This window comes from Ideonella azotifigens (assembly GCF_021043325.1).
Lineage (GTDB): Bacteria > Pseudomonadota > Gammaproteobacteria > Burkholderiales > Burkholderiaceae_C > Ideonella > Ideonella azotifigens.
On sequence record NZ_JAJNKD010000004.1, the window covers coordinates 343,183 to 361,252 of the forward strand.

An 18,070-nucleotide genomic window follows, 5' to 3' on the forward strand; every position below is an offset into this window, starting at 1 on the left:
AGAAGATCAGGCGCCGCGGCGAAACCAAGGTCCAGGCTTTTCGAAGAGTTTTTCTATCGTGTATATTTCGCTAAGTTGTTGATTCTTATGGAATCCGCTGTTTGAAATTTGCAAGAAAATTATTGGGCAGAGCTTAGATCAAGCGTCCCATTATCATCCACAATGATTGAATTCAATAGCAAATCCCCGTGAACACGAAATGATCGGCAAGAAGGAATTGCACTTCATGTGCGGCAAGGCGGGGGCCGGGAAAAGCACTTTGGCGGCATCGCTTGCGCGGCAACACGACGCAGTACTGCTGCGCGAGGACATCTGGCTGGCGCGGCTTTTTCCTGACGAGCTCGCCACTTTTGCGGACTACATCAAGTACTCGAAACGCATCAAGCTCGTGGTGGCGCCGCTGGTGGTGGAACTGTTGGCCAGGCAATCGGTGGTACTGGACTTTCCGGCGAATACGCGGGACGGGCGCAACTGGTTCCGCTCGATCTTCGAGCAGGCGAATTGCGCCCACACCTTGCACCATCTGGACGCCAGCAACCAGCTGTGCCTGCAGCGCATTGCCAAACGCAACGTTGAACGCCCGGAAGGCTCGCACGAACTGGACGAGGCGACCTTCAACCTCGTCACCTCGTATTTCCAGCCGCCTTTGCCGGATGAAGGCTTCAATGTGCGGAAGTATGCGCCGAGCGCGAACCAGTCCGACGGGGCGGATCGCCAGCCATGAAGGTTCGCGTCTTACCGCCCAATCCAGATTGGCGCGTCGAGTTTGATTCTGAGGCGGCACAGATTCATGCTGCGTTGGCCAATCTGGACATCGAAGTCCATCACATTGGCAGTACCGCGATCCACGGCGTCTTCGCCAAGCCAATCATCGACATGCTGCTGACGGTGCCCAGTCTCGCCACAGTGGACGACAACGCACAGGCCATGCAGGCACTGGGCTACGAAGCGATGGGCGAATTTGGCATTCCGGGCCGGCGCTATTTCCGAAAAAATTCACCAGACGGTATTCGCACGCATCAAGTGCATGCATTCGAGCGCGGCAGCGAGGGCGCAAGCCGCCATCTTGCTTTTCGCGACTACATGAACGCGCATGCCGAAGCGGCGCAAGCTTACAGCGCTCTGAAACAGCGCTTGGCGATCAGCTTTCCAGACGACATCCAGGGTTATATGGATGGCAAGAATGCGTTCGTCAAACACCATGAAGCACTCGCCCTGGCTTGGCAAGAGGGTCAACAGGTTGGCTGAAAAGTTGGCTTTGCGTACTGCACCACTCGCCGCGCTGCTCCTTGCAATCTCCGTGACGGCAATGCCGGCCGGTTTGGGTGCCAACGACAGACGACAGGTGGACGACGTTCGTGTCGATGACGCCACCGGTCAGGTCAAACTGTTGCTGGTGATTGACCGGCCGCTGGAAGACGGCCTGACCAAGCCCAGCGCGCAGCGAAAACTGCGCGGCTATCGGCAATGGCTCGACGATCCAAAGTTCACCACCAACTTTCCACAGGCGAAGCGCGACAAGGCGCCACTGGTACTGCTGGTCCATTTGCCGCCCAAGAACGAGCTTGGGCGTTCGGTCTTGAGTCAGATCGAGGTTTATGCGCGTGAATTGGGATTTGCGCCCGAGTTGCAACTCGCCGCGGTAAAAGACCCGCCACGGTAAAGCTGCCGAAACCAGCGTTGCTCACCCCCGCACAGGAGACCACCGACACTTGAAGGCACTGTCAGTGCGGCGCCGTTCGCTGGCAGCTGGACGAGATGCCCGAGCCCGGCACGGCTGGCAATCGCACTGCCAGCTGGCGATGCGACACGCTCTGGGTGTATGGGCTACGACGGTGAAGACATCAGGGACATATGGTTTGAACCCGTTCCTGACAGAGCGGGCGTGCCGTTTGCTGCCGGTCAGATCTGGTGGATTCGGAGGCGCACATGAAGCCAAGCATCACATTGCTGACCCTCGGGGTTTCGGACCTGGAACGGGCGGTCGCGTTTTACCGGGACGGGCTGGGATTGCCGACCAAGGGCATCGTCGGCACGGAAATCGAGAATGGCGCGGTGGCCTTCTTCGATCTGGAGAATGGCTTGAAGCTGGGCCTGTGGCCGCGCAAGAGCATGGCGGCCGACAGCGGGCTGCCAATGCAGCAGGCCACGAGTGCTCTGGAAATCTCCCTCGCGCACAACGTGGGCTCGAACGAAGAGGTCGACGCGGTGATGGGCCAGGCAACTGCCGCTGGCGCGAACATCGTGAAACCGGCCCAGGCGACCTTCTACGGCGGCTACGCCGGCTACTTCCAGGATCCGGACGGGCACCTGTGGGAAGTGGCGTTCAACCCGAGCTTCTCGTCGCTCTGACGAACCTGCTTCCGTGCCCAAGGAATGGCTTGCACTTCAGCCGCAAGCAGCTGGCGCTCAAGGCGACTTCGAGAACAAGACCACCTCGGGCAGGCCATCGAAATGCGCGTCACAGGTCAGCAAGTCCGCGCCGGCGTGCCGAGCCGTTGCGTAGACGATGGCATCGGCGGTAGCCAGTTTGTGTTCGCGGTGCAGGTCTGCCGCGAGCAGGGCGATGGAGGTGTCCATCGGCACGACCACACACTTCTGCGTGTAGGCGATCACTTGATCCGACTGTTCTTCGCCGAGCTCGCGCACCAGCCACTTCGACAGTTCGAGCTGCACGATGGTGGGGACGATGCACTGCGACTTGTCGGGGAACTGCTGGCCAAGTTGCTTGCCGAGCGTGCTGCCGATCAACCACTCGATCCATGCCGATGTGTCGACCACGCGCATGGCTGCCATCAGTAGCGATCCCCACGGTCGCGGTAGCCGTCTGTCTGCGCGCCCTTGGCGATGCCAGCCAGTTGTTCGAGTTCCGGCACGGGCATCACCAGCACCCCCTTGCCCTTGGGGATGAACACGAACTCTTGCCCGGCCTGCCAGTGCAGTTCCTCGCGCACGCCCTTGGGAATGGAAATCTGGAATTTGCTGGACAAGGTGGCGGTAGCTGTCATTTTCTTACTCCGTAAATATCGATCACCATTCGGTAAGAATACGCCTCTTTGCCCCCTGAGGCCAGGCGTGGTCGCGTGCAGCAACCATCAGCCCCAGCGGGCCCTACCTCGCCAGCAGTGCCAGCACCTCCGAATGGAACTCCCGGCGGAACAGCACCCAGATGACGCCGACGGTGGCGGCCACGAAGATCCACGGCGAGAAGAACCACCCGACGACGGCGAAGGCCATGTAGTAGCCGCGCAGGCCGTCGTTGAAGGCTTCGGCGGCCAGGGCCATGACGCCGCCGGCGCGGTCGGCGAAGGCGTCGCGTTCGGCTTCGGTCCAGGGTTCGTCGAACAGCGGGGCGGAGGCGACGAGCAAGGCGCCGAAGCTGTACTGGCGGATGCTCCAGGTGAAGCGGAAGAAGGCGTAGATGAAGATGCCCAGCAGCAGCACCAGCTTCATCTCCAGCACCAGCGCGCTGGTGTGGGCGGCAAACGGCAGGTCGCGCACCAGTTCTTCGGTGCGCTCCACGCCTGCGCTGATCACGGCCAACAGGCCGCCAATGATCAGGATGGTGGTGGACGCGAAAAACGATGGGCTGCTGGACATGCTTTGCGTGACCATGCCGTCGAGGATGCGGTTCTCGCGCTGCGTGGTGCGGCGCATCCAGAGCCGGCGCTCATGGTTGGTGCTGCCCAGCACCGAGGCGCGGGTGGTGGCGCGGCGGCGGGCGAAGCTGGCGTAGCCGGCCCAGCCGCCGAAGAACACCAGCAGGGCCAGCCAGTCGAGCCCGGACAGCAGGCTCAGCGCATCCAACAGCGAAGTTCTCATGGGCCCGGACTTTACCGGGCAGCCACCGCTTCTTCAGCCTGCCGTCAAGGCAGGTAAGGCGTCAGCCAGCCCATCTGCGGCGCGTCCACGCCGTTCTGCGGCTCGATGGAATACATGTAGCTGCCCCACCACGGGCCGGCCGCCCACCAGGTCCAGCCATTCCACACGTCGCGGTTGGCGCCGAGGTGGTCCAGCATGCCGGTGACGGCGGCCTGGCAGGTGGCGTTGTTGCCACCGGCGAATTCGCCGAGGAAGCCGCGCTTGCCGTGGCTGCGCAGCCAGGCGGTGAAACCGCTCAGGCGCTCGACGCCAATGGTGGTGCTGACGCAGTTGGCCGAATTGCCGGAACTGTCGCTGTCCAGGTACTGGTGCACCTCATAGGCGTAGCGGTCCGCCGGGTCCACCACGCCAAGCATCACGGTGGCGTTGGACGTGCCGTACCAGGTGTCGCTCCAGCTGTGGCCGCCGGTCCAGCCGTTGCCGGGTACGAGGATCAGGTTGCCGGCACCGGCTGCGCGGATCGCCGCGATGGCGGCATTGGCCGCGCCCAGCCATTGCTCGGTGGGCATGTCGTGCGGCTCGTTCATCAGCGCAAACACGACCTTGTCGTTGCCCTTGTAGGCAGTGGCCAGGCGCGACCAGAGGTCGGCAAAAGCGGCATTGGACACGCCGGCGCCGACGACGTTGCTGTAGTAGCGGGCGTAGTTGTGCGGGTCCAGCACCACGGTGACGCCGCTGGCGGTGGCGGCGGCCACGAAGCCGTTGAGCCGGCCCCACTCGGCGCTGTCGAACGCGGCATTCAGCGTGGGCTGCAGCCGCTCCCATCGGAATGGCAACCGTACCGTGTTCATCTGCTTGCCGGCGAAGTAGCCGACCTCGCCCTGCGTCGGGTAGGTGTAGTTGACGCCGTAGGTGCCGGGCAGCGAGCCGCCACCCCACGGGTCCGCCCCGAACTCGGCGCCGGCCAGGCTCACGCCGCGGTAGGCCGGCACCGGGCTGCTGGTGTTGATCTTCTGCTTGTTGTAGGAGCAGACCTTGGCGGGCTTGGCAGGGTTCGGATCCACGCCGCCGAAGCTGGCCAGCGTGCAGGCCACGCCACCCACGTAGGTGCCGTAGGCGAACTTGCCGGCCGCCCCATAGGCGACCTGGCGGGCGCCCTTGAAGCTGCAGGTCTGGCCTTCGGTGGCGCACTTGGCGTAGCCGGCGGGCAGGTTGCCGGCGTGGGCGGCAGCGCCCGCCAGGGCAGCAAAGAGGACGAGTGACGAGCGACGCAGCGGGGGCATGAGGTCTCCGGCAACCCCTCAGCGGGGCGAAAGCCGGATTCTCATGCTTGGTCCGGGCGGCAGCAGGTGTTTCCGGTCGCCCGGCAACATGCAGATGCGTTTGTTGCCTGGCGACATCAGGGCCGCCGTTGCCCGCGCTCAGGCGATCAGGCTGCCAGGTCGAACACCAGCACCTCGGCGCCCTGCCCGCCGCTGATCTCCAGCTGGTGCTCGCCGGTCAGCGCCAGGGCGTCGCCCGCCGAGAGCTGCTGGCCGTTGACCGTCAGCTTGCCGCGGGCCAGGTGCACCCAGGTCTTGCGGGCCGGGTTCAGCGCCAGCTCGGCCGATTCGTCACCGTCGAACAGACCGGCGCGGATCGCGGCGTCGGCGTTCAGCGTCACCGCCCCGTCGCGGCCGTCCGGCGAGGCCACCAGGCGCAGCTTGCCGCGCTTTTCCTCGGTGCTGAAAGCCTTCTGCTCGTAGCCCGGTGCCAGGCCTGCGGCCTTGGGCAGCAGCCAGATCTGCATGAAGTGCGTGGTCTGGCCTTCGGCGTGGTTGAACTCGCTGTGGCGCACGCCGGTGCCGGCCGTCATGCGTTGCACTTCGCCAGGCTGGATGGTGGCGCCGGTGCCCAGGCTGTCCTTGTGGCCCAGGCCGCCTTCCAGCACGTAGCTGACGATTTCCATGTCGCGGTGGCCATGGGTGCCGAAGCCGGTGCCCGGGGCAATGCGGTCTTCGTTGATGACACGCAGGTTGCCAAAGCCCATGTGGGCCGGGTCGTGATAGTCGGCAAAGGAGAAGGTGTGGAAGCTCTTCAGCCAGCCGTGGTCGGCATAGCCGCGGTCTTCAGACTTGCGCAGGGTGATCATGGTGAGCATCTCCGTGTGAAGCGGCGGTGGAGGCGAAAGGCCTTGCGTCGCGGTGAATCCAATGTAGGTCTGGGACCCTCTTGTGCGGCGGCGGTGGCTTGAAGCGAGCTTTCAAATAAGATGAATGCCCAAGCGCTTCTGCATTCAGTCTTTACGCCTCCCCAAAACGCCGCCGCCATGACAGACCGCCGCCAAGCCCTCACGCCCGACGCCTTGTCGATGATGGACACCATCGCCCGCACCGGCAGCTTTGCCGCTGCAGCGCGCGAGCTGGGCAAGGTGCCTTCGGCGCTGACCTACAGCGTGCGCCAGCTGGAAGACGCGCTGGACGTGCTGCTGTTCGACCGCCGCTCGCGCCAGGCCCAGCTCACCGCCGCTGGCGAGGAACTGCTGCAGGAAGGCCGGCGACTGCTTGCGCAGATGGACGCGGTGGCCAACCGGGTGCGCCGCGTATCCACCGGCTGGGAAACCCAGTTGACGATCGCGGTCGACGGCGTGCTGTCCCGGCTGACCATCCTGGAGCTGTGCGAAGCCTTCTACGCCATGCGCCCCAACGGCGGCCAGGACGGCCCAGGCACGCGGCTGCGGCTGCGCACCGAGGTGCTGGCTGGCACCTGGGAGGCGCTGGTGTCGGGCCAGGCGGACCTGGCGATTGGCGTGCCGGGCGACAGCGTGCTGGCCTCGGGCATCGAACTAAGGCCGCTGGGCGACATGGCGTTTGTCTTCGCGGTCGCGCCGCATCACCCGCTGGCCACTTTCGACGGCCCCATTGACGACGCCGAGTTGCTGCGCCACCGCGCGGTCGCCGTGGCCGACTCGGCCCAACGCCTGTCGCCCATGACGGTCAACCTGCTGCCCGGCCAGGACGTGCTGACCGTGCCCACCATGCACACCAAGATCGAGGCCCAGCTGCGCTGCCTGGGCTGCGGCTTCGTGCCCGAGCCGCTCGTGCGCGACCACATCCGCCTGGGCCGGCTGGTCGTCAAGCAGGTGCAGCGCCAGCAGCGCGTGGCGACCATGGCCTACGCCTGGCGCGCGGCGTCGGTCACCCAGCCGCGCAAGGCGCCGCAGGGGCTGGCCTTGCAGTGGTGGCTGCAGCAGCTGGAGAGCCCTGCCACTCGGCATGCGCTGCTCAATCCGCAAAGCGGCCTGGTTTCCGACGTGGATTGAACATGTCGGGCTACATCGGTCGCTTTGCGCCCTCACCCACCGGCCTGCTGCACGCCGGTTCGCTGGTGGCCGCGCTGGCCAGCTGGCTGGACGCACGCGCACATGGCGGCCAGTGGCGCGTGCGCATCGAAGATGTGGACACGCCGCGCTGCATCGCGGGTGCAGGCGAGGCCATCCTGGCCCAACTGGCGGCCTGCAGGCTGTTGCCGGATGGCCAGGTGTGGTGGCAGTCGCGCCGTGGCGAGGCTTATGCGGCGGCGCTGCAGCAACTGGTGACCGCCGGCCTGGCCTACCCCTGCGGCTGCAGCCGGCAGGACATCCTGAACGCGCTGGCCGCGCAAGGCGCGTTGCCGCCGCGCCATGGCGAACGGGTCTACCCCGGCACCTGCCGCAACGGCCTGCATGGCAAGCCGGCACGCGCCTGGCGCCTGCGCTGCGAACCCGCAGGGCTGCTCAGTTGGCACGACCGCCGCCTGGGTGCGCAGGCACAGGACCTGTGCGCCGAGGTGGGCGACTTCGTGCTCAAGCGCGCCGACGGCCTTTGGGCCTACCAGCTCGCCGTGGTGGTGGACGACGCGGCCCAGCAGGTCAGCGACGTGGTGCGCGGCGAGGACCTGGCCGACAACACACCGCGCCAGATCCATCTGCAGCGTGCGCTTGGGCTGCCCACGCCGCGCTACCTGCACACGCCGCTGGTGCTGGCAGAGGACGGGCAGAAGCTGTCCAAGCAGAACGGTGCGCAGCCGCTGAAGCTGGACCAGCCGATCGACGTGCGCAAGGCGCTGCGGACTGCGGCGGATGCGCTGGGCCTGGCGTCACTGCCAGGCGACGACGACACCGCCGCGCCGGCCGACTGGCTGGCGCAGGCGGTGTCAGCCTGGCGCGCATTGCATGCCCCCTGAAGCCGGCACGCACCCCCGGGACTGGCGATGTCATCGGTCAGTGGCATCATGCTGCCCCTGATTCACGACCCTTTGGGACGAAAGAGAACCCCCATGACGACCACCCCCAGCGGCCTGCAGTACGAAGACCTGGCCACCGGCAGCGGCGAAGCGGCCAAGGCCGGCCAGAGCGTGACGGTGCATTACACCGGCTGGCTGTTCGACCCGGCAGCACCCGACAACCGTGGCCGCAAGTTCGACTCCAGCAAGGACCGTGGCGAGCCCTTCGAGTTCGACCTGGGCGCCGGCATGGTGATCCGCGGCTGGGACGAAGGCGTGCAAGGTATGCTGGTTGGCGGCACCCGCATCCTGACCATCCCGCCAGAACTCGGCTACGGCCCGCGCGGCGCAGGCGGCGTGATCCCGCCGAACGCGACACTGGTCTTCGAAGTTGAGCTGCTGCCCACGCCAGAACGCGCTTCGCTGCAGAAGACGGACGTTGTGATTGGCGAAGGCGCCGAGGCCGTCGAAGGCAACAGCGTGACCGTCCACTACACCGGCTGGCTGTTCGACGCCGCCGCCGCCGACAACCGCGGCCGCAAGTTCGACTCCAGCAAGGACCGTAACGAACCCTTCGAGTTCGACCTGGGTGCCGGCATGGTGATCCGCGGCTGGGACGAAGGCGTGCAAGGCATGCTGGTCGGCGGCAAGCGCGTGCTGGTCATCCCGCCGCACCTGGGCTACGGCAAGCGCGGCGCAGGCGGCGTGATCCCGCCGAACGCCACGCTGGTGTTCGAAGTCGAACTGCTGGGCGTTTGAGCCCTGCGGCAGGCCTGGGCGCGCTCAGGCCTGCCGCGCCTTCTCCGCCTGCACAAAGCGCAGCGCGTCGTCCGCCAGCCTGCGCATCAGGCGGGACAAATCGGCAAGCTCCTGCTTGTCCCAATCGGCGAGCAGCGAGGTGATGATCTTCTCCCTCGCGCCGTCCAGCGCCGTGGTCATCACCCGGCCCTTCTCGGTGATGACTGCCTGCTTGATGCGAGCGTCCTGCTCGTGCACCTGCCGGGCCGCCAGGCCCAGGCTCTCCAGCTTCGTGACCTGCCGGCTGACGGTGGTGTAGTCCCGCCCGCACAGCTCGGCCAGTTCCTTGATGCCCAGCGGCCCACGCCGCTCAATGCGCACCAGCAGCGGGAACAGCGCGCGGTCCAGGTCGATGCCGGCCATCTCGATCAGGGCGGCGTCCGGCTGAGGCCGGTTCAACACGCCGGTGAGGTCCATCAAGGCCTCGCGAAGCTGCAGCATTTCTCGTTTCATGGGCATTGGGTAGGAGCGGTTCGGTCAAATAGGTGCAAAATACACTCATTCAGAAATCTAAGCAGCGCGAGAGGCATGTTGCCCGCCGCGCACTGAACGGAGTTGTATATGAAAGCAGCGATCGTGACGCAAGCGGGCCAGGCCCCGGTCTTTGGCGACTTTGAGACACCGGCGGCCAGCCCCGGCAAACAGCTCATCCGGGTCACGGCTTCGGCCATCAGCCATGTGACCCGTGGCCGCGCCTCGGGCAAGCACTACAGCGCCAGCGGCGCCCTGCCCCTCATTCCGGGCGTGGATGGCTCGGGCGTCACCGAAGACGGCCAGCGCGTCTATTTCCTGATGCCGGAACATCCGTACGGCGCAATGGCCGAGCACTGCCTGGTCGACGCAAAAAAACTGTTGCCCTTGCCCGAGGGCCTGGCCGACGAAACCGCCGCCGCGATGGTCATTCCCGCGATGTCGTCCTGGGCGGCGCTGGTCGAACGCGCGCAAATGCGCGCCGGCGAAACGGTGTGGATCAATGGCGCCACCGGCGCTTCCGGCCGGCTGGCGATCCAGGTGGCCAGGCACCTGGGGGCGAAAAAGGTCATCGCGACCGCACGCAACACCGGCGCTTTCGACGACCTGCGGCGGCTGGGTGCGGACGTGACGATTGCGCTGACGCAGAACCGCGAGACGATGGCGCAGGCCTTCGAGCACGAGTTCGCACAAGGCGTGGACATCGTGCTGGACTACCTGTGGGGCCCGAGTGCCGAGACGCTGATCGTTGCCGCCGCAAAGGCCAGCCCGGATGGCTTGCCGGTGCGCTTCGTGCAGATCGGCGCGATCAGCGGCGCCGACATCACGCTGCCAGCCGCCGCGCTGCGATCCACCGCGCTGCAACTGATGGGCAGCGGCATCGGCAGCGTGCCGATGCCACGGCTATTCAAAGCCATTCAGGGCGTGCTGGCGGCGGCACCAGCAGCAGGCTTCGAGATTGCGACCCACGTGGTGCCGCTGGCAGAGGTGGGGCGCGTTTGGGCGGACGAGGACAGCGCCTCGCGCATCGTGCTTCGGCCCTGAGCCGGCTCAGGCCGGCCAGCGCACCACCGCCCGCAAGCCCTGTGGTGTGGCGGGCTGTAGCTCGACGGTTGCCCCGAACGCATCGGTGATCTCGCGCACGATGGCCAGGCCCAAGCCCGAGCCTTCGGTGTCGCCCGCCGCGCGGAAGAAGCGCTCGAAGACGCGGGGCAAGGCCTCGGGCGCGATGCCGGGGCCGTTGTCTTCCACCGTCAGCTCGGCGCCGCCTTGGGGCAACGTGCGCAGGCCCACGGTCACGCGGCCGCCCTCCTGGGTGTAGCGCAATGCGTTGTCCAGCAGGTTGCTGATCAGCGCGTCCAGCAGCGCAGGCTCGGCCATGACCTGCACCGCCTCGCCGCTTGCGGGCAGGTCCAGCCCGAGGTCGATGTAGCGGCGGTCGGCCAGCGCAGCCAGTTGCTCCACGCAGTGCTGCGCGGCCTGGCCCAGGTCCAGCGGCACGAGCCGGGTGCGCACGTCGGCATGCTCGGCCTGGGCCAGCAGCAGCAGCTTGTTGGTGACGGCGATCAGCCGGCGGTTGCTGGCCTGCATTTCGCGCCACAGCGTGTCCATGTCCTCGCGCCGGGTGTCCCAGTTCTTACGGTGCTCGCGGGTGTAGCGGGCGAACTCGATCTGCGAGGCCTGCAGCGCCAGCGGCGTGCGCAGTTGGTGCGCGGCATCGGCAATGAAGCGGCGCTGGGCCTCGCTGTGGGCGCGCAGTTGCGCGACGAAGCGGTTCAGCGTGTCGGCCACCGGGCGCAGCTCGCTGTGCAGGCCGTGGGTGTCGACCTCGAAGTCCAGCCGCAGCGGGTCGCGCTGGGCGAGTTGCTCGCGCAGGCGCAGCACCGGGCGCAGTTCCCAGGTCAACGCCAAAGTTGCCAGCACGATGGCCAGCGCAAGGGCCAGCAACAGGAACTCCATCGACGGCCAGAACAGCGCGCGCAGCATGCGGTCGCGGCTGCCGGTCGTCTTGCTCACGGTGAGCGTGACGGGATGGCCGCCGCCGACCTCGTACATGTCGCGCCGGGTGATGACGGCGCGCAGCGGAAGGCCGTCGAACTGCGTGTCGTACCACTGCGCCTGGTCCACGCCCTGCAGCTGCAACTGCGGCGGCAGCGGGAAGTTCGGCGAGCCGGCCAAGAGGCGACCGTCGGAATCGGTCACGCTCAGGAACACACGGTCCCGCGCCTCGGAGCGGAACAGGCTGAGCGCGGACGGCGGCACCGTGGCCTGGATCGCATCGCCCTCCCAAATCAGCCGCTCGGCCAGCACCTTGGCCGAGGCCAGCAGGTCGTGGTCCTGCACGTAGTCCGCCAGCGCCGCGGCATTGCGCCAGTTCAGCCAGCCGCACAAGGCGACAAACAGCGACAGCGGCAGCAGCAGCCACACCGCGAGCCGCGCGCGCAGGCTGGACAGGAGGCGCTCAGCTCTCATCGCGCGTGCGCAGCAGGTAGCCCAGGCCGCGCAGCGTGATGATGGTGGCCTGGCTGGTTTCCAGCTTCTTGCGCAGCCGATGCACGTAGAGCTCCAGCGCGTCCAGGCTGGGCTCGTCGTCCAGGCCGTAGATGCTGTCCAGCAAGGCCTGCTTGTCCACCGTGCTGCCGGCCTTGAGCATCAGGGTTTCGAGCAGCGTGCGCTCGCGCGGCGGCAGCGCTAGCTCGGCGGCGGCCAGCGTGAACTGGCGCGTGCGCAGGTCGTACAGCAGATCGCCGCAGGCAATCTCGTTGGCCTTGCCCGGCATCTGCCGCCGCACCAGCGCCTTGATGCGCGCCACCAGCTCGCGGCCCTCGATGGGCTTGACCATGTAGTCGTCCGCGCCGATCTCCAGGCACAGCACCTTCTGGTCCAGCGAGGCGGTCGCGGTGAGCACGATGACCGGCACAGCATCACGCCGCTCGCGCAGCCGCCGCAGCACACCCTTGCCGGGCAGGCCGGGGATGTTCAGGTCCAGCAGCACCACGTCGTAGTGCTGTTGCTGCAGTTGCAGGTCGGCCGCATCGCCACTGTCCACGTGGTCCACGACAAAGGCCTGCTCGCGCAGCAGGCTGGCGAGCCAGTGCGCCAGTTCGGCGTTGTCTTCAACCAGCAGGAGTTTCATGGGACAGGGTTCAGGGAGGCGGTCGATTCTACGGAGCGCAGGCATTTCGCGTGGGGACAGGCCCAACCCCTTCACCGTTCGTCCTGAGCTTGTCGAAGGGCCAGCTCGCGAGGAAGTGCCTGTGTCAGGCGCTGCCGCTCGGCGGGCTTCGACAAGCTCAGCCTGAACGGTTGGAAGTGGAGGCAAGCGAGACACCCTTCGACAAGCTCAGGGCGAACGGCGGGAAGCGTGTGCGGCTAGGGAAAACCAGCAGGGTTGCCGACCCTCGCCGAAAGCTGGCCGAAGGACGCGGCTGCCTACAGTGAACCCATCAAACCAAGGAGACTCGCATGCACCTTCCCCGCCGCACCCTGCTCGCCGCCAGCCTGTTCACCGCCCTCGCCGCCACCGTGCCGGCCCAGGCGGCCGATGCCAACACCGTGACCGTCATGGTCGGCGGCATCAACAAGATCATCTACCTGCCGGCCAAGCTCACCGAGGTGCTGGGCTACTTCAAGGACGAAGGCCTGGTGGTGGACCTGCAGTCGCAGCCCGCCGGCGTGGACGCCGAGAACCAGCTGATCGCCGGCGCGGTGCAAGGCGTGGTCGGGTTCTACGACCACACCATCGACCTGCAGAGCAAGGGCAAGGAGATCCAGGCGATTGCCGTGCTGTGCAAGGTGCCGGGCGAAGCGCAAATGGTCTCGACCAAGGCCGCGCCGACCTTCAAGAGCATGGCCGATGCCAAGGGCAAGACGCTGGGCGTGACCGGCCTGGGTTCGTCCACCGACTTCCTGACCCGCTACCTGGCCGAGAGTAAGGGCGTGCCCAGCAAGGACTACTCGCTGCTGCCGGTGGGCGCGGGCAACACCTTCATCGCGGCGATCAAGCAGGACCGCATCGAGGGCGGCATGACGACCGAGCCGACCATTGCCCAGTTGCTGAAGACCGGCGACGCGCAGGTGATGGTGGACCTGCGCACCGAAGAAGGCACTCGCGCCGCGCTGGGCGGCCTGTACCCCGCGGCCAGCCTGTACGTGCAGAACAGCTGGGCCGCCGAGCACAAGGACCTGGCCGCCAAGATGGCCCGCGCCTTCGCCAAGACCATGCAGTACATCAGCACCCACTCGGCCGAGGACATTGCCGAGAAGATGCCCAAGGACTACTACGGCAATGACAAGGCGCTGTATGTCTCCGCGCTGAAGGCCTCGCTGCCGATGTTCACCAGCGACGGCAGGATGCCCGCCGGCGGCCCGGAGACGGTGCTGAAGGTGCTGGCCGCGACCAAGCCGGCCATCAAGGGCAAGAACATCGACCTGTCCAAGACCTACACCAACGCCTTCCTGGCGGCGAAGTGAGAAGGAACCTGTCATGAGCACCGTCCTGCCATTGAACGCTGCGCCCGGCGCGCCGGCGATCGACTTCGACAATGTGTCCTTGCGCTTCATTTCCGCGGACGGCGACGCCACCGTCGCGCTGCGCAATTTCTCGATGTCGGTCGTGCGCGGCGAATTCATCGCCATCGTCGGGCCGACCGGCTGCGGCAAGTCGACCACGCTGAACATGGTGACCGGGCTGCTGAAGCCCACCGTGGGCAAGGTGCAGGTGATGGGCCAGCCGGTGGACGGCATTGACCCGCGCATCGGCTTCGTGTTCCAGGCGGACGCGGTGTTCCCGTGGCGCAGCGTGCTGATGAACGTGGCAGCCGGTCCGCTGTTCCGCGGCATGGCCAAGAAGGAAGCGCTGGAACTGGCCCAGCACTGGATCCAGAAGGTGGGCCTGGCCGGTTTCGACAAGCACTACCCGCACCAGCTCTCAGGCGGCATGCGCAAGCGCGTGGCGCTGGCCCAGACCTTCATCAACAAGCCCGAGATCCTGTTGATGGACGAGCCCTTCTCTGCGCTGGACATGCAGACCCGCACGCTGATGCAGGACGAACTGCTCAAGCTCTGGTCCAGCACCGGCGGCTCGGTGATCTTCGTCACGCACGACCTGGAAGAAGCCGTGGCGCTGGCGGACCGCGTGTTCGTGCTGTCGGCCCGGCCGGCCACCTTGAAGCGTGTCTATGAGATCGACCTGCCGCGGCCGCGCGTGATGAGCGAGGTGCGCTACGACCCGCGCTTCATCGAGCTGTCCAAGCGCATCTGGGCCGACCTGCGCGAAGAAGTCGACATCCATTGAGCCGCACACCAGGAGACATCATCATGACCGCCCTCGCCTCTCCCGTTGCCGGCGCCAAGCCCGGCACTGCCGCCCTGCCCGCCGCGCTCAGTGAAGCCGCGCTCGCCAAGGAATCCGAAGTCGCCCATGCCGCCATCAAGCGACGCCGCCTGATGATCATCGGCCTGCGCCTGGCGGTGCTGGTCGTCACGCTGGGCGGCTGGGAACTCGCCGCGCGCCTGAAGTGGATCGACCCGTTCTTCTACTCGCAGCCTTCGCTGATCTGGAACCAGCTGGTCGAATGGAGCACCGAGGGCACCTCGCAAGGCTCGCTGTGGCGCCAGGTGGCGGTGACGCTGGAAGAGACCGTGCTGGGCTTTTTGATCGGCTCGGTGGCCGGCGTGATCTGCGGCATCCTGCTGGGCCGCAACAAGCTGCTGTCGGACGTCTTCAGCCTGTACATCCAGATCGCCAACTCCATCCCCCGTGTGGTGCTGGGCTCGGTCTTCGTGATCGCGCTGGGCCTGGGCATGGCCTCCAAGGTGGCACTGGCGGTCGTGATGGTGTTCTTCGTCGTCTTCGGCAATGCCTTCCAGGGCGTGCGCGAGGCCGACAAGTACATGATCGCCAACGCGCAGATCCTCGGCGCCTCGCCGCGCCAGCTGACGACCGCGGTGGTCATCCCTTCGGCGATGTCGTGGATCCTCGCCAGCCTGCACGTGAGCTTCGGCTTTGCGCTGGTCGGTGCAGTGGTCGGCGAATTCCTTGGCGCCAAGGAAGGCATTGGCCTGTTGATCTCCACCGCCCAGGGCGCCTTCAACGCCAGTGGCGTGTTCGCCGCGATGATCGTGCTGGCCATCGTCGCGCTGGCAGCAGACTTCCTGCTCAGCCGCGCCGAGAAGCGCCTGCTGAAGTGGCGGCCGGCTGCGTTCTGACGCCCAACCATTCCTTTGGGGCCATGCAGGCCCCGTCCAACGGGGCGCTTCGGCGCCCCGTTGTCGTTGATGCCCACAAAGGCATGCAAACGCCGAAGCGACCTGCGCTCGCACTTCACACTGCCCGCCAACGACGCGCACAGCCTGCTGTTCCACCTCTCGGTGATGCGCGGCCAGATGGCAGGCATGATCCAGCAGGTCCAGACCTCGGCGCAGGCCGTCGCACAGGCTTCCAGCGAAATCGCCGATGGCGCGCAGGAGCTGTCCAGCCGCACCGAATCCCAGGCTTCAGCGCTGGAAGAGACGGCGGCCTCGATGGAGCAGTTTTCTGCCACCGTGCAACAGAACGCCGACAGCGCACAGACGGCCAACCAGCTGGCCCAGAGTGCCTCCTCGGTGGCCAGCGATGGCGGCCAGGTGGTGGCCGAGGTGGTGGAGACCATGAAGGGCATCCACACCAGCAGTGCCAAGATTGCCGACATCATCGGCGTCATCGACGGCATTGCCTTCCAGACCAACATCCTGGCGCTGAATGCCGCGGTAGAGGCCGCAAGAGCGGGCGAACAGGGCCGCGGCTTTGCGGTGGTGGCGGGCGAGGTTCGCAGCCTGGCTCAGCGAAGCGCCGAGGCCGCGCGCCAGATCAAGAAGCTGATCAACGACAGCGTAGAGCGCGTGTCCCACGGCACGGTACTGGTCGATCGCGCCGGAAGCACCATGTCGCAGGTCGTGACGTCCATCCGGCGGGTGACCGACATCGTCGGCGAGATCAGTTCGGCCAGCCGCGAGCAGAGCGCAGGCGTAGTCCAGGTCGGCGAAGCCGTCACGCAGATGGACCAGGCCACGCAGCAGAACGCAGCCTTGGTCGAACAGACGGCAGCCGCCACCGAGAGCCTGAAGCTGCAGGCCAGCCAGTTGCTGGAGGCGGTGTCGGTGTTCCGTTCGTCCGAAGCACCGGCCGTGAAAGCCGCCGCGCCTGCGCCGCGCCCGGCCAAGACTGCTGCCATTCGCCCCCGCGTGCCAAAGGCTGCAACTGCGGCACCGCGCGCTGCGAAGGCCGAAGCCGTCGCAGCGGCGCCGCGCACCGCGGATGGCGACTGGGCACAGTTCTGAGCGGCTGAAAGCAAAACACCCGGCCAGGGCCGGGTGTTTTTGTTTGACGGATCGAGCCTGCCTTATTGCGCCGTACAGCCTGGCGTGGTGCTGGCGGGGAAGCTGTAGTTCAATGCCTTGTAGTTCCAGGCACCGTTCTTTGGCACCTGGTATTGCAACAGCACCGGCACGCCAGCGGCTGGCGCAACTGCCGGCATTTCATTGCGCATGTGCTGGTACTGCACCTGGTTGCCGTCAGGTGCAGGCTCGTGCGTGAGCAGGTGCGTGCACTTGAAGCTTTGCAGGCTGCTGCCGCGGCTCGCAGACTGGTAAACGCGCAAGTTGGAGACCTTGCCTTCGACATGCGCGTTGAAGACCACGGCAATGCTGCTGCCGCCCAGGTAGCTCACTTCGGGATAGCCGGTGTCAAGCGGCGTGTCGGAAAAGGCAATGCTGTTCTGGCTCCAGGCCGGTCCACCTTCCGAGACCAGCGCGTTGAAGCGCCGGTAGTACGGAGTCTTGGCGTCGGCATAGACCAGGTGAATGTTGCCCTGGTCATCGGTCGTGGTGCTGAAGTGGCTGGCGTAGGGATCCACGTCGGCCTCGCTGTCCGGCGTGCCTTGGATCAGCATCTGAGAAGCTTGCCAGTTGCCGTTCCAGGCCGCGTCGGCGGGCCGTTGGGCCCACCAGATGTCGGCACCGTCGGCGATGACCATGCCGATGCTGTCCGGCGTGCGCACCAGCCGTGCGCTGAGCTTGGGCGCGTCGTAAGGCCGGTCTGCCGCCTGGTGGAAGGCGAGTCCGGTGTCGCTCCAGGTGCTGGCATCCTTGGCCCGGTAATACAATCGGAGCACGGCCGGGCCGCTCGACTGTCCGCTCTTGACGGTCTGCTCCAGGAACACCACCCAGAAGTTGCCGCTCTGGTCTTCCACCAGCGAAGGCACGTAGGCAGGCTTGCCCTTGAGCTTGTCCTTGCCGTCTCGCACGACCTGGCCCGGACCCTTGATCTTCCAGCTTTGGGTGGACGGGTCGTACTTCAGCGGCGCGAAGTTGATGCCTTTGTTGGCCGTCGAATAGACGACAGAGAGCAGCCCGCCATTCAGCGAGCCATCCGCTGAACTGTTTTCGTCGGAGTTCGCCAAGGTGAGCTTCTTGGTCCAGGTCACCCCATCAGGACTGGTGCTGAGTTGCAGCGCATCACCGGCGGTGGAACCGGTGTTGTAGAGCAACTGGAACTGCTGATCGGCCGTTACCCAGGAATGCTTCTGGTGCCGGAACGAGATCATCTTGTCCGCTTTGCTGCTCAGGTTGGTCTGGTCGCCTGGCACGGCCACGACGGTCGCCTGGGCGGCCGGCAGAAACAGGGCGCCAGCGGCAAGCACTGCGGCGGAGAGCATGAACGGGATCGAACGCATGGGCTGGAGACGCGGGGAGGCGT

Annotated in this window: 20 protein-coding genes and 2 pseudogenes; 13 read left to right on the forward strand and 9 right to left on the reverse strand. The window is 66.2% G+C overall.

Annotation, left to right across the window (positions count from 1 at the left end; translation table 11 throughout):
- The first annotated feature begins 199 nt into the window (after nt 1-199).
- The 4 genes from LRH25_RS12005 to LRH25_RS12020 all read left to right on the forward strand — a co-directional run bounded on the left by LRH25_RS12005 (nt 200) and on the right by LRH25_RS12020 (nt 2,352).
- Nucleotides 200-724, forward strand: a complete 525-nt coding sequence (locus tag LRH25_RS12005) for a P-loop nucleotide/nucleoside kinase family protein (protein ID WP_141284080.1) — start codon at nt 200-202, stop codon at nt 722-724.
- Complete coding sequence (locus tag LRH25_RS12010; protein ID WP_141284078.1) at nt 721-1,248, forward strand: GrpB family protein; 528 nt, start codon at nt 721-723, stop codon at nt 1,246-1,248. The genes LRH25_RS12005 and LRH25_RS12010 overlap by 4 nt, the downstream gene beginning before the upstream one ends.
- Nucleotides 1,241-1,663, forward strand: a complete 423-nt coding sequence (locus LRH25_RS12015; RefSeq protein WP_231011212.1) for a hypothetical protein — start codon at nt 1,241-1,243, stop codon at nt 1,661-1,663. The genes LRH25_RS12010 and LRH25_RS12015 overlap by 8 nt, the downstream gene beginning before the upstream one ends.
- Before the next feature lie 266 nt (nt 1,664-1,929).
- Nucleotides 1,930-2,352, forward strand: coding sequence for a VOC family protein (locus LRH25_RS12020; protein WP_141284074.1), 423 nt, complete (start codon nt 1,930-1,932; stop codon nt 2,350-2,352).
- A 57-nt stretch (nt 2,353-2,409) separates the two neighbouring features.
- Here the strand turns inward: LRH25_RS12020 and LRH25_RS12025 are convergent, their stop codons facing one another.
- The 5 genes from LRH25_RS12025 to LRH25_RS12045 form a co-directional block, all read right to left on the reverse strand.
- Complete coding sequence (locus LRH25_RS12025) at nt 2,410-2,787, reverse strand: type II toxin-antitoxin system VapC family toxin (protein ID WP_141284072.1); 378 nt, start codon at nt 2,785-2,787, stop codon at nt 2,410-2,412.
- Between the two features lie 8 nt (nt 2,788-2,795).
- Complete coding sequence (locus tag LRH25_RS12030; RefSeq protein WP_141284070.1) at nt 2,796-3,008, reverse strand: AbrB/MazE/SpoVT family DNA-binding domain-containing protein; 213 nt, start codon at nt 3,006-3,008, stop codon at nt 2,796-2,798.
- A 103-nt stretch (nt 3,009-3,111) separates the two neighbouring features.
- The gene (locus LRH25_RS12035) at nt 3,112-3,822 is read right to left on the reverse strand and encodes a DUF599 domain-containing protein (protein ID WP_141284068.1); all 711 of its coding nucleotides are present in this window, start codon (nt 3,820-3,822) and stop codon (nt 3,112-3,114) included.
- A gap of 44 nt (nt 3,823-3,866) precedes the next feature.
- Complete coding sequence (locus LRH25_RS12040; protein ID WP_141284066.1) at nt 3,867-5,105, reverse strand: glycoside hydrolase family 5 protein; 1,239 nt, start codon at nt 5,103-5,105, stop codon at nt 3,867-3,869.
- 146 nt (nt 5,106-5,251) lie between these two features.
- The gene (locus LRH25_RS12045) at nt 5,252-5,953 is read right to left on the reverse strand and encodes a pirin family protein (RefSeq protein WP_141284063.1); all 702 of its coding nucleotides are present in this window, start codon (nt 5,951-5,953) and stop codon (nt 5,252-5,254) included.
- A 177-nt stretch (nt 5,954-6,130) separates the two neighbouring features.
- Between LRH25_RS12045 and LRH25_RS12050 the strand changes: the two genes are divergently transcribed.
- The 4 genes and pseudogenes from LRH25_RS12050 to LRH25_RS12065 all read left to right on the forward strand — a co-directional run bounded on the left by LRH25_RS12050 (nt 6,131) and on the right by LRH25_RS12065 (nt 8,823).
- Nucleotides 6,131-7,123: a LysR family transcriptional regulator gene (locus tag LRH25_RS12050; RefSeq protein WP_141284061.1), complete on the forward strand. Its 993-nt coding sequence runs from the start codon at nt 6,131-6,133 to the stop codon at nt 7,121-7,123.
- 2 nt (nt 7,124-7,125) lie between these two features.
- Nucleotides 7,126-8,025, forward strand: a complete 900-nt coding sequence (gene gluQRS / locus LRH25_RS12055; RefSeq protein WP_231011213.1) for a tRNA glutamyl-Q(34) synthetase GluQRS — start codon at nt 7,126-7,128, stop codon at nt 8,023-8,025.
- A gap of 93 nt (nt 8,026-8,118) precedes the next feature.
- A pseudogene (locus tag LRH25_RS12060) lies at nt 8,119-8,466 on the forward strand (FKBP-type peptidyl-prolyl cis-trans isomerase); the annotation flags it as partial.
- On the forward strand, nt 8,461-8,823 hold the full coding sequence (locus LRH25_RS12065) for an FKBP-type peptidyl-prolyl cis-trans isomerase (RefSeq protein WP_231011249.1): 363 nt from the start codon (nt 8,461-8,463) through the stop codon (nt 8,821-8,823). The pseudogene LRH25_RS12060 and the gene LRH25_RS12065, both read left to right, overlap by 6 nt.
- Before the next feature lie 24 nt (nt 8,824-8,847).
- On the opposite strand, the gene LRH25_RS12070 is transcribed toward LRH25_RS12065, so the two are convergent.
- Nucleotides 8,848-9,315, reverse strand: coding sequence for a MarR family winged helix-turn-helix transcriptional regulator (locus LRH25_RS12070; protein WP_231011214.1), 468 nt, complete (start codon nt 9,313-9,315; stop codon nt 8,848-8,850).
- A gap of 108 nt (nt 9,316-9,423) precedes the next feature.
- Between LRH25_RS12070 and LRH25_RS12075 the strand changes: the two genes are divergently transcribed.
- Nucleotides 9,424-10,377: a quinone oxidoreductase family protein gene (locus LRH25_RS12075; protein ID WP_141287283.1), complete on the forward strand. Its 954-nt coding sequence runs from the start codon at nt 9,424-9,426 to the stop codon at nt 10,375-10,377.
- A gap of 6 nt (nt 10,378-10,383) precedes the next feature.
- Here the strand turns inward: LRH25_RS12075 and LRH25_RS12080 are convergent, their stop codons facing one another.
- Both LRH25_RS12080 and LRH25_RS12085 read right to left on the reverse strand, forming a co-directional pair.
- Nucleotides 10,384-11,805 carry a sensor histidine kinase gene (locus LRH25_RS12080; RefSeq protein WP_141287282.1) on the reverse strand — a complete coding sequence of 474 codons (1,422 nt, stop codon included), beginning with the start codon at nt 11,803-11,805 and terminating at the stop codon, nt 10,384-10,386.
- Nucleotides 11,795-12,469 (reverse strand): response regulator transcription factor, encoded by a 675-nt coding sequence (locus LRH25_RS12085; RefSeq protein WP_141287281.1) that lies wholly within the window; start codon nt 12,467-12,469, stop codon nt 11,795-11,797. Before LRH25_RS12085 ends, LRH25_RS12080 begins: the two co-directional genes overlap by 11 nt.
- Before the next feature lie 329 nt (nt 12,470-12,798).
- Between LRH25_RS12085 and LRH25_RS12090 the strand changes: the two genes are divergently transcribed.
- The 4 genes and pseudogenes from LRH25_RS12090 to LRH25_RS12105 form a co-directional block, all read left to right on the forward strand.
- Nucleotides 12,799-13,806 carry an ABC transporter substrate-binding protein gene (locus tag LRH25_RS12090; RefSeq protein WP_141287280.1) on the forward strand — a complete coding sequence of 336 codons (1,008 nt, stop codon included), beginning with the start codon at nt 12,799-12,801 and terminating at the stop codon, nt 13,804-13,806.
- Nucleotides 13,807-13,819: 13 nt separating this feature from the next.
- On the forward strand, nt 13,820-14,629 hold the full coding sequence (locus LRH25_RS12095) for an ABC transporter ATP-binding protein (protein ID WP_141287279.1): 810 nt from the start codon (nt 13,820-13,822) through the stop codon (nt 14,627-14,629).
- A gap of 23 nt (nt 14,630-14,652) precedes the next feature.
- A complete protein-coding gene (locus LRH25_RS12100) occupies nt 14,653-15,543 on the forward strand; it encodes an ABC transporter permease (RefSeq protein ID WP_141287278.1) in 891 nt (296 codons plus the stop codon).
- Nucleotides 15,544-15,672: 129 nt separating this feature from the next.
- Nucleotides 15,673-16,653: pseudogene (locus LRH25_RS12105) on the forward strand (methyl-accepting chemotaxis protein); the annotation flags it as partial.
- A gap of 62 nt (nt 16,654-16,715) precedes the next feature.
- On the opposite strand, the gene LRH25_RS12110 reads toward LRH25_RS12105, so the two are convergent.
- Complete coding sequence (locus LRH25_RS12110; protein WP_170200825.1) at nt 16,716-18,047, reverse strand: hypothetical protein; 1,332 nt, start codon at nt 18,045-18,047, stop codon at nt 16,716-16,718.
- Nucleotides 18,048-18,070 lie beyond the last annotated feature (23 nt).

Excerpts from the sequence above, each read along its gene's own strand:
- LRH25_RS12005 (WP_141284080.1), top strand. The coding sequence starts at position 200 with ATGATCGGCAAGAAGGAATTGCACTTCATGTGCGGCAAGGCGGGGGCC.
- LRH25_RS12010 (WP_141284078.1), top strand. The coding sequence starts at position 721 with ATGAAGGTTCGCGTCTTACCGCCCAATCCAGATTGGCGCGTCGAGTTT.
- LRH25_RS12020 (WP_141284074.1), top strand. The coding sequence starts at position 1,930 with ATGAAGCCAAGCATCACATTGCTGACCCTCGGGGTTTCGGACCTGGAA.
- LRH25_RS12025 (WP_141284072.1), bottom strand. The coding sequence starts at position 2,787 with ATGCGCGTGGTCGACACATCGGCATGGATCGAGTGGTTGATCGGCAGC.
- LRH25_RS12030 (WP_141284070.1), bottom strand. The coding sequence starts at position 3,008 with ATGACAGCTACCGCCACCTTGTCCAGCAAATTCCAGATTTCCATTCCC.
- LRH25_RS12035 (WP_141284068.1), bottom strand. The coding sequence starts at position 3,822 with ATGAGAACTTCGCTGTTGGATGCGCTGAGCCTGCTGTCCGGGCTCGAC.
- LRH25_RS12040 (WP_141284066.1), bottom strand. The coding sequence starts at position 5,105 with ATGCCCCCGCTGCGTCGCTCGTCACTCGTCCTCTTTGCTGCCCTGGCG.
- LRH25_RS12045 (WP_141284063.1), bottom strand. The coding sequence starts at position 5,953 with ATGATCACCCTGCGCAAGTCTGAAGACCGCGGCTATGCCGACCACGGC.
- LRH25_RS12050 (WP_141284061.1), top strand. The coding sequence starts at position 6,131 with ATGACAGACCGCCGCCAAGCCCTCACGCCCGACGCCTTGTCGATGATG.
- gluQRS (WP_231011213.1), top strand. The coding sequence starts at position 7,126 with ATGTCGGGCTACATCGGTCGCTTTGCGCCCTCACCCACCGGCCTGCTG.
- LRH25_RS12070 (WP_231011214.1), bottom strand. The coding sequence starts at position 9,315 with ATGAAACGAGAAATGCTGCAGCTTCGCGAGGCCTTGATGGACCTCACC.
- LRH25_RS12075 (WP_141287283.1), top strand. The coding sequence starts at position 9,424 with ATGAAAGCAGCGATCGTGACGCAAGCGGGCCAGGCCCCGGTCTTTGGC.
- LRH25_RS12080 (WP_141287282.1), bottom strand. The coding sequence starts at position 11,805 with ATGAGAGCTGAGCGCCTCCTGTCCAGCCTGCGCGCGCGGCTCGCGGTG.
- LRH25_RS12085 (WP_141287281.1), bottom strand. The coding sequence starts at position 12,469 with ATGAAACTCCTGCTGGTTGAAGACAACGCCGAACTGGCGCACTGGCTC.
- LRH25_RS12090 (WP_141287280.1), top strand. The coding sequence starts at position 12,799 with ATGCACCTTCCCCGCCGCACCCTGCTCGCCGCCAGCCTGTTCACCGCC.
- LRH25_RS12095 (WP_141287279.1), top strand. The coding sequence starts at position 13,820 with ATGAGCACCGTCCTGCCATTGAACGCTGCGCCCGGCGCGCCGGCGATC.
- LRH25_RS12100 (WP_141287278.1), top strand. The coding sequence starts at position 14,653 with ATGACCGCCCTCGCCTCTCCCGTTGCCGGCGCCAAGCCCGGCACTGCC.
- LRH25_RS12110 (WP_170200825.1), bottom strand. The coding sequence starts at position 18,047 with ATGCGTTCGATCCCGTTCATGCTCTCCGCCGCAGTGCTTGCCGCTGGC.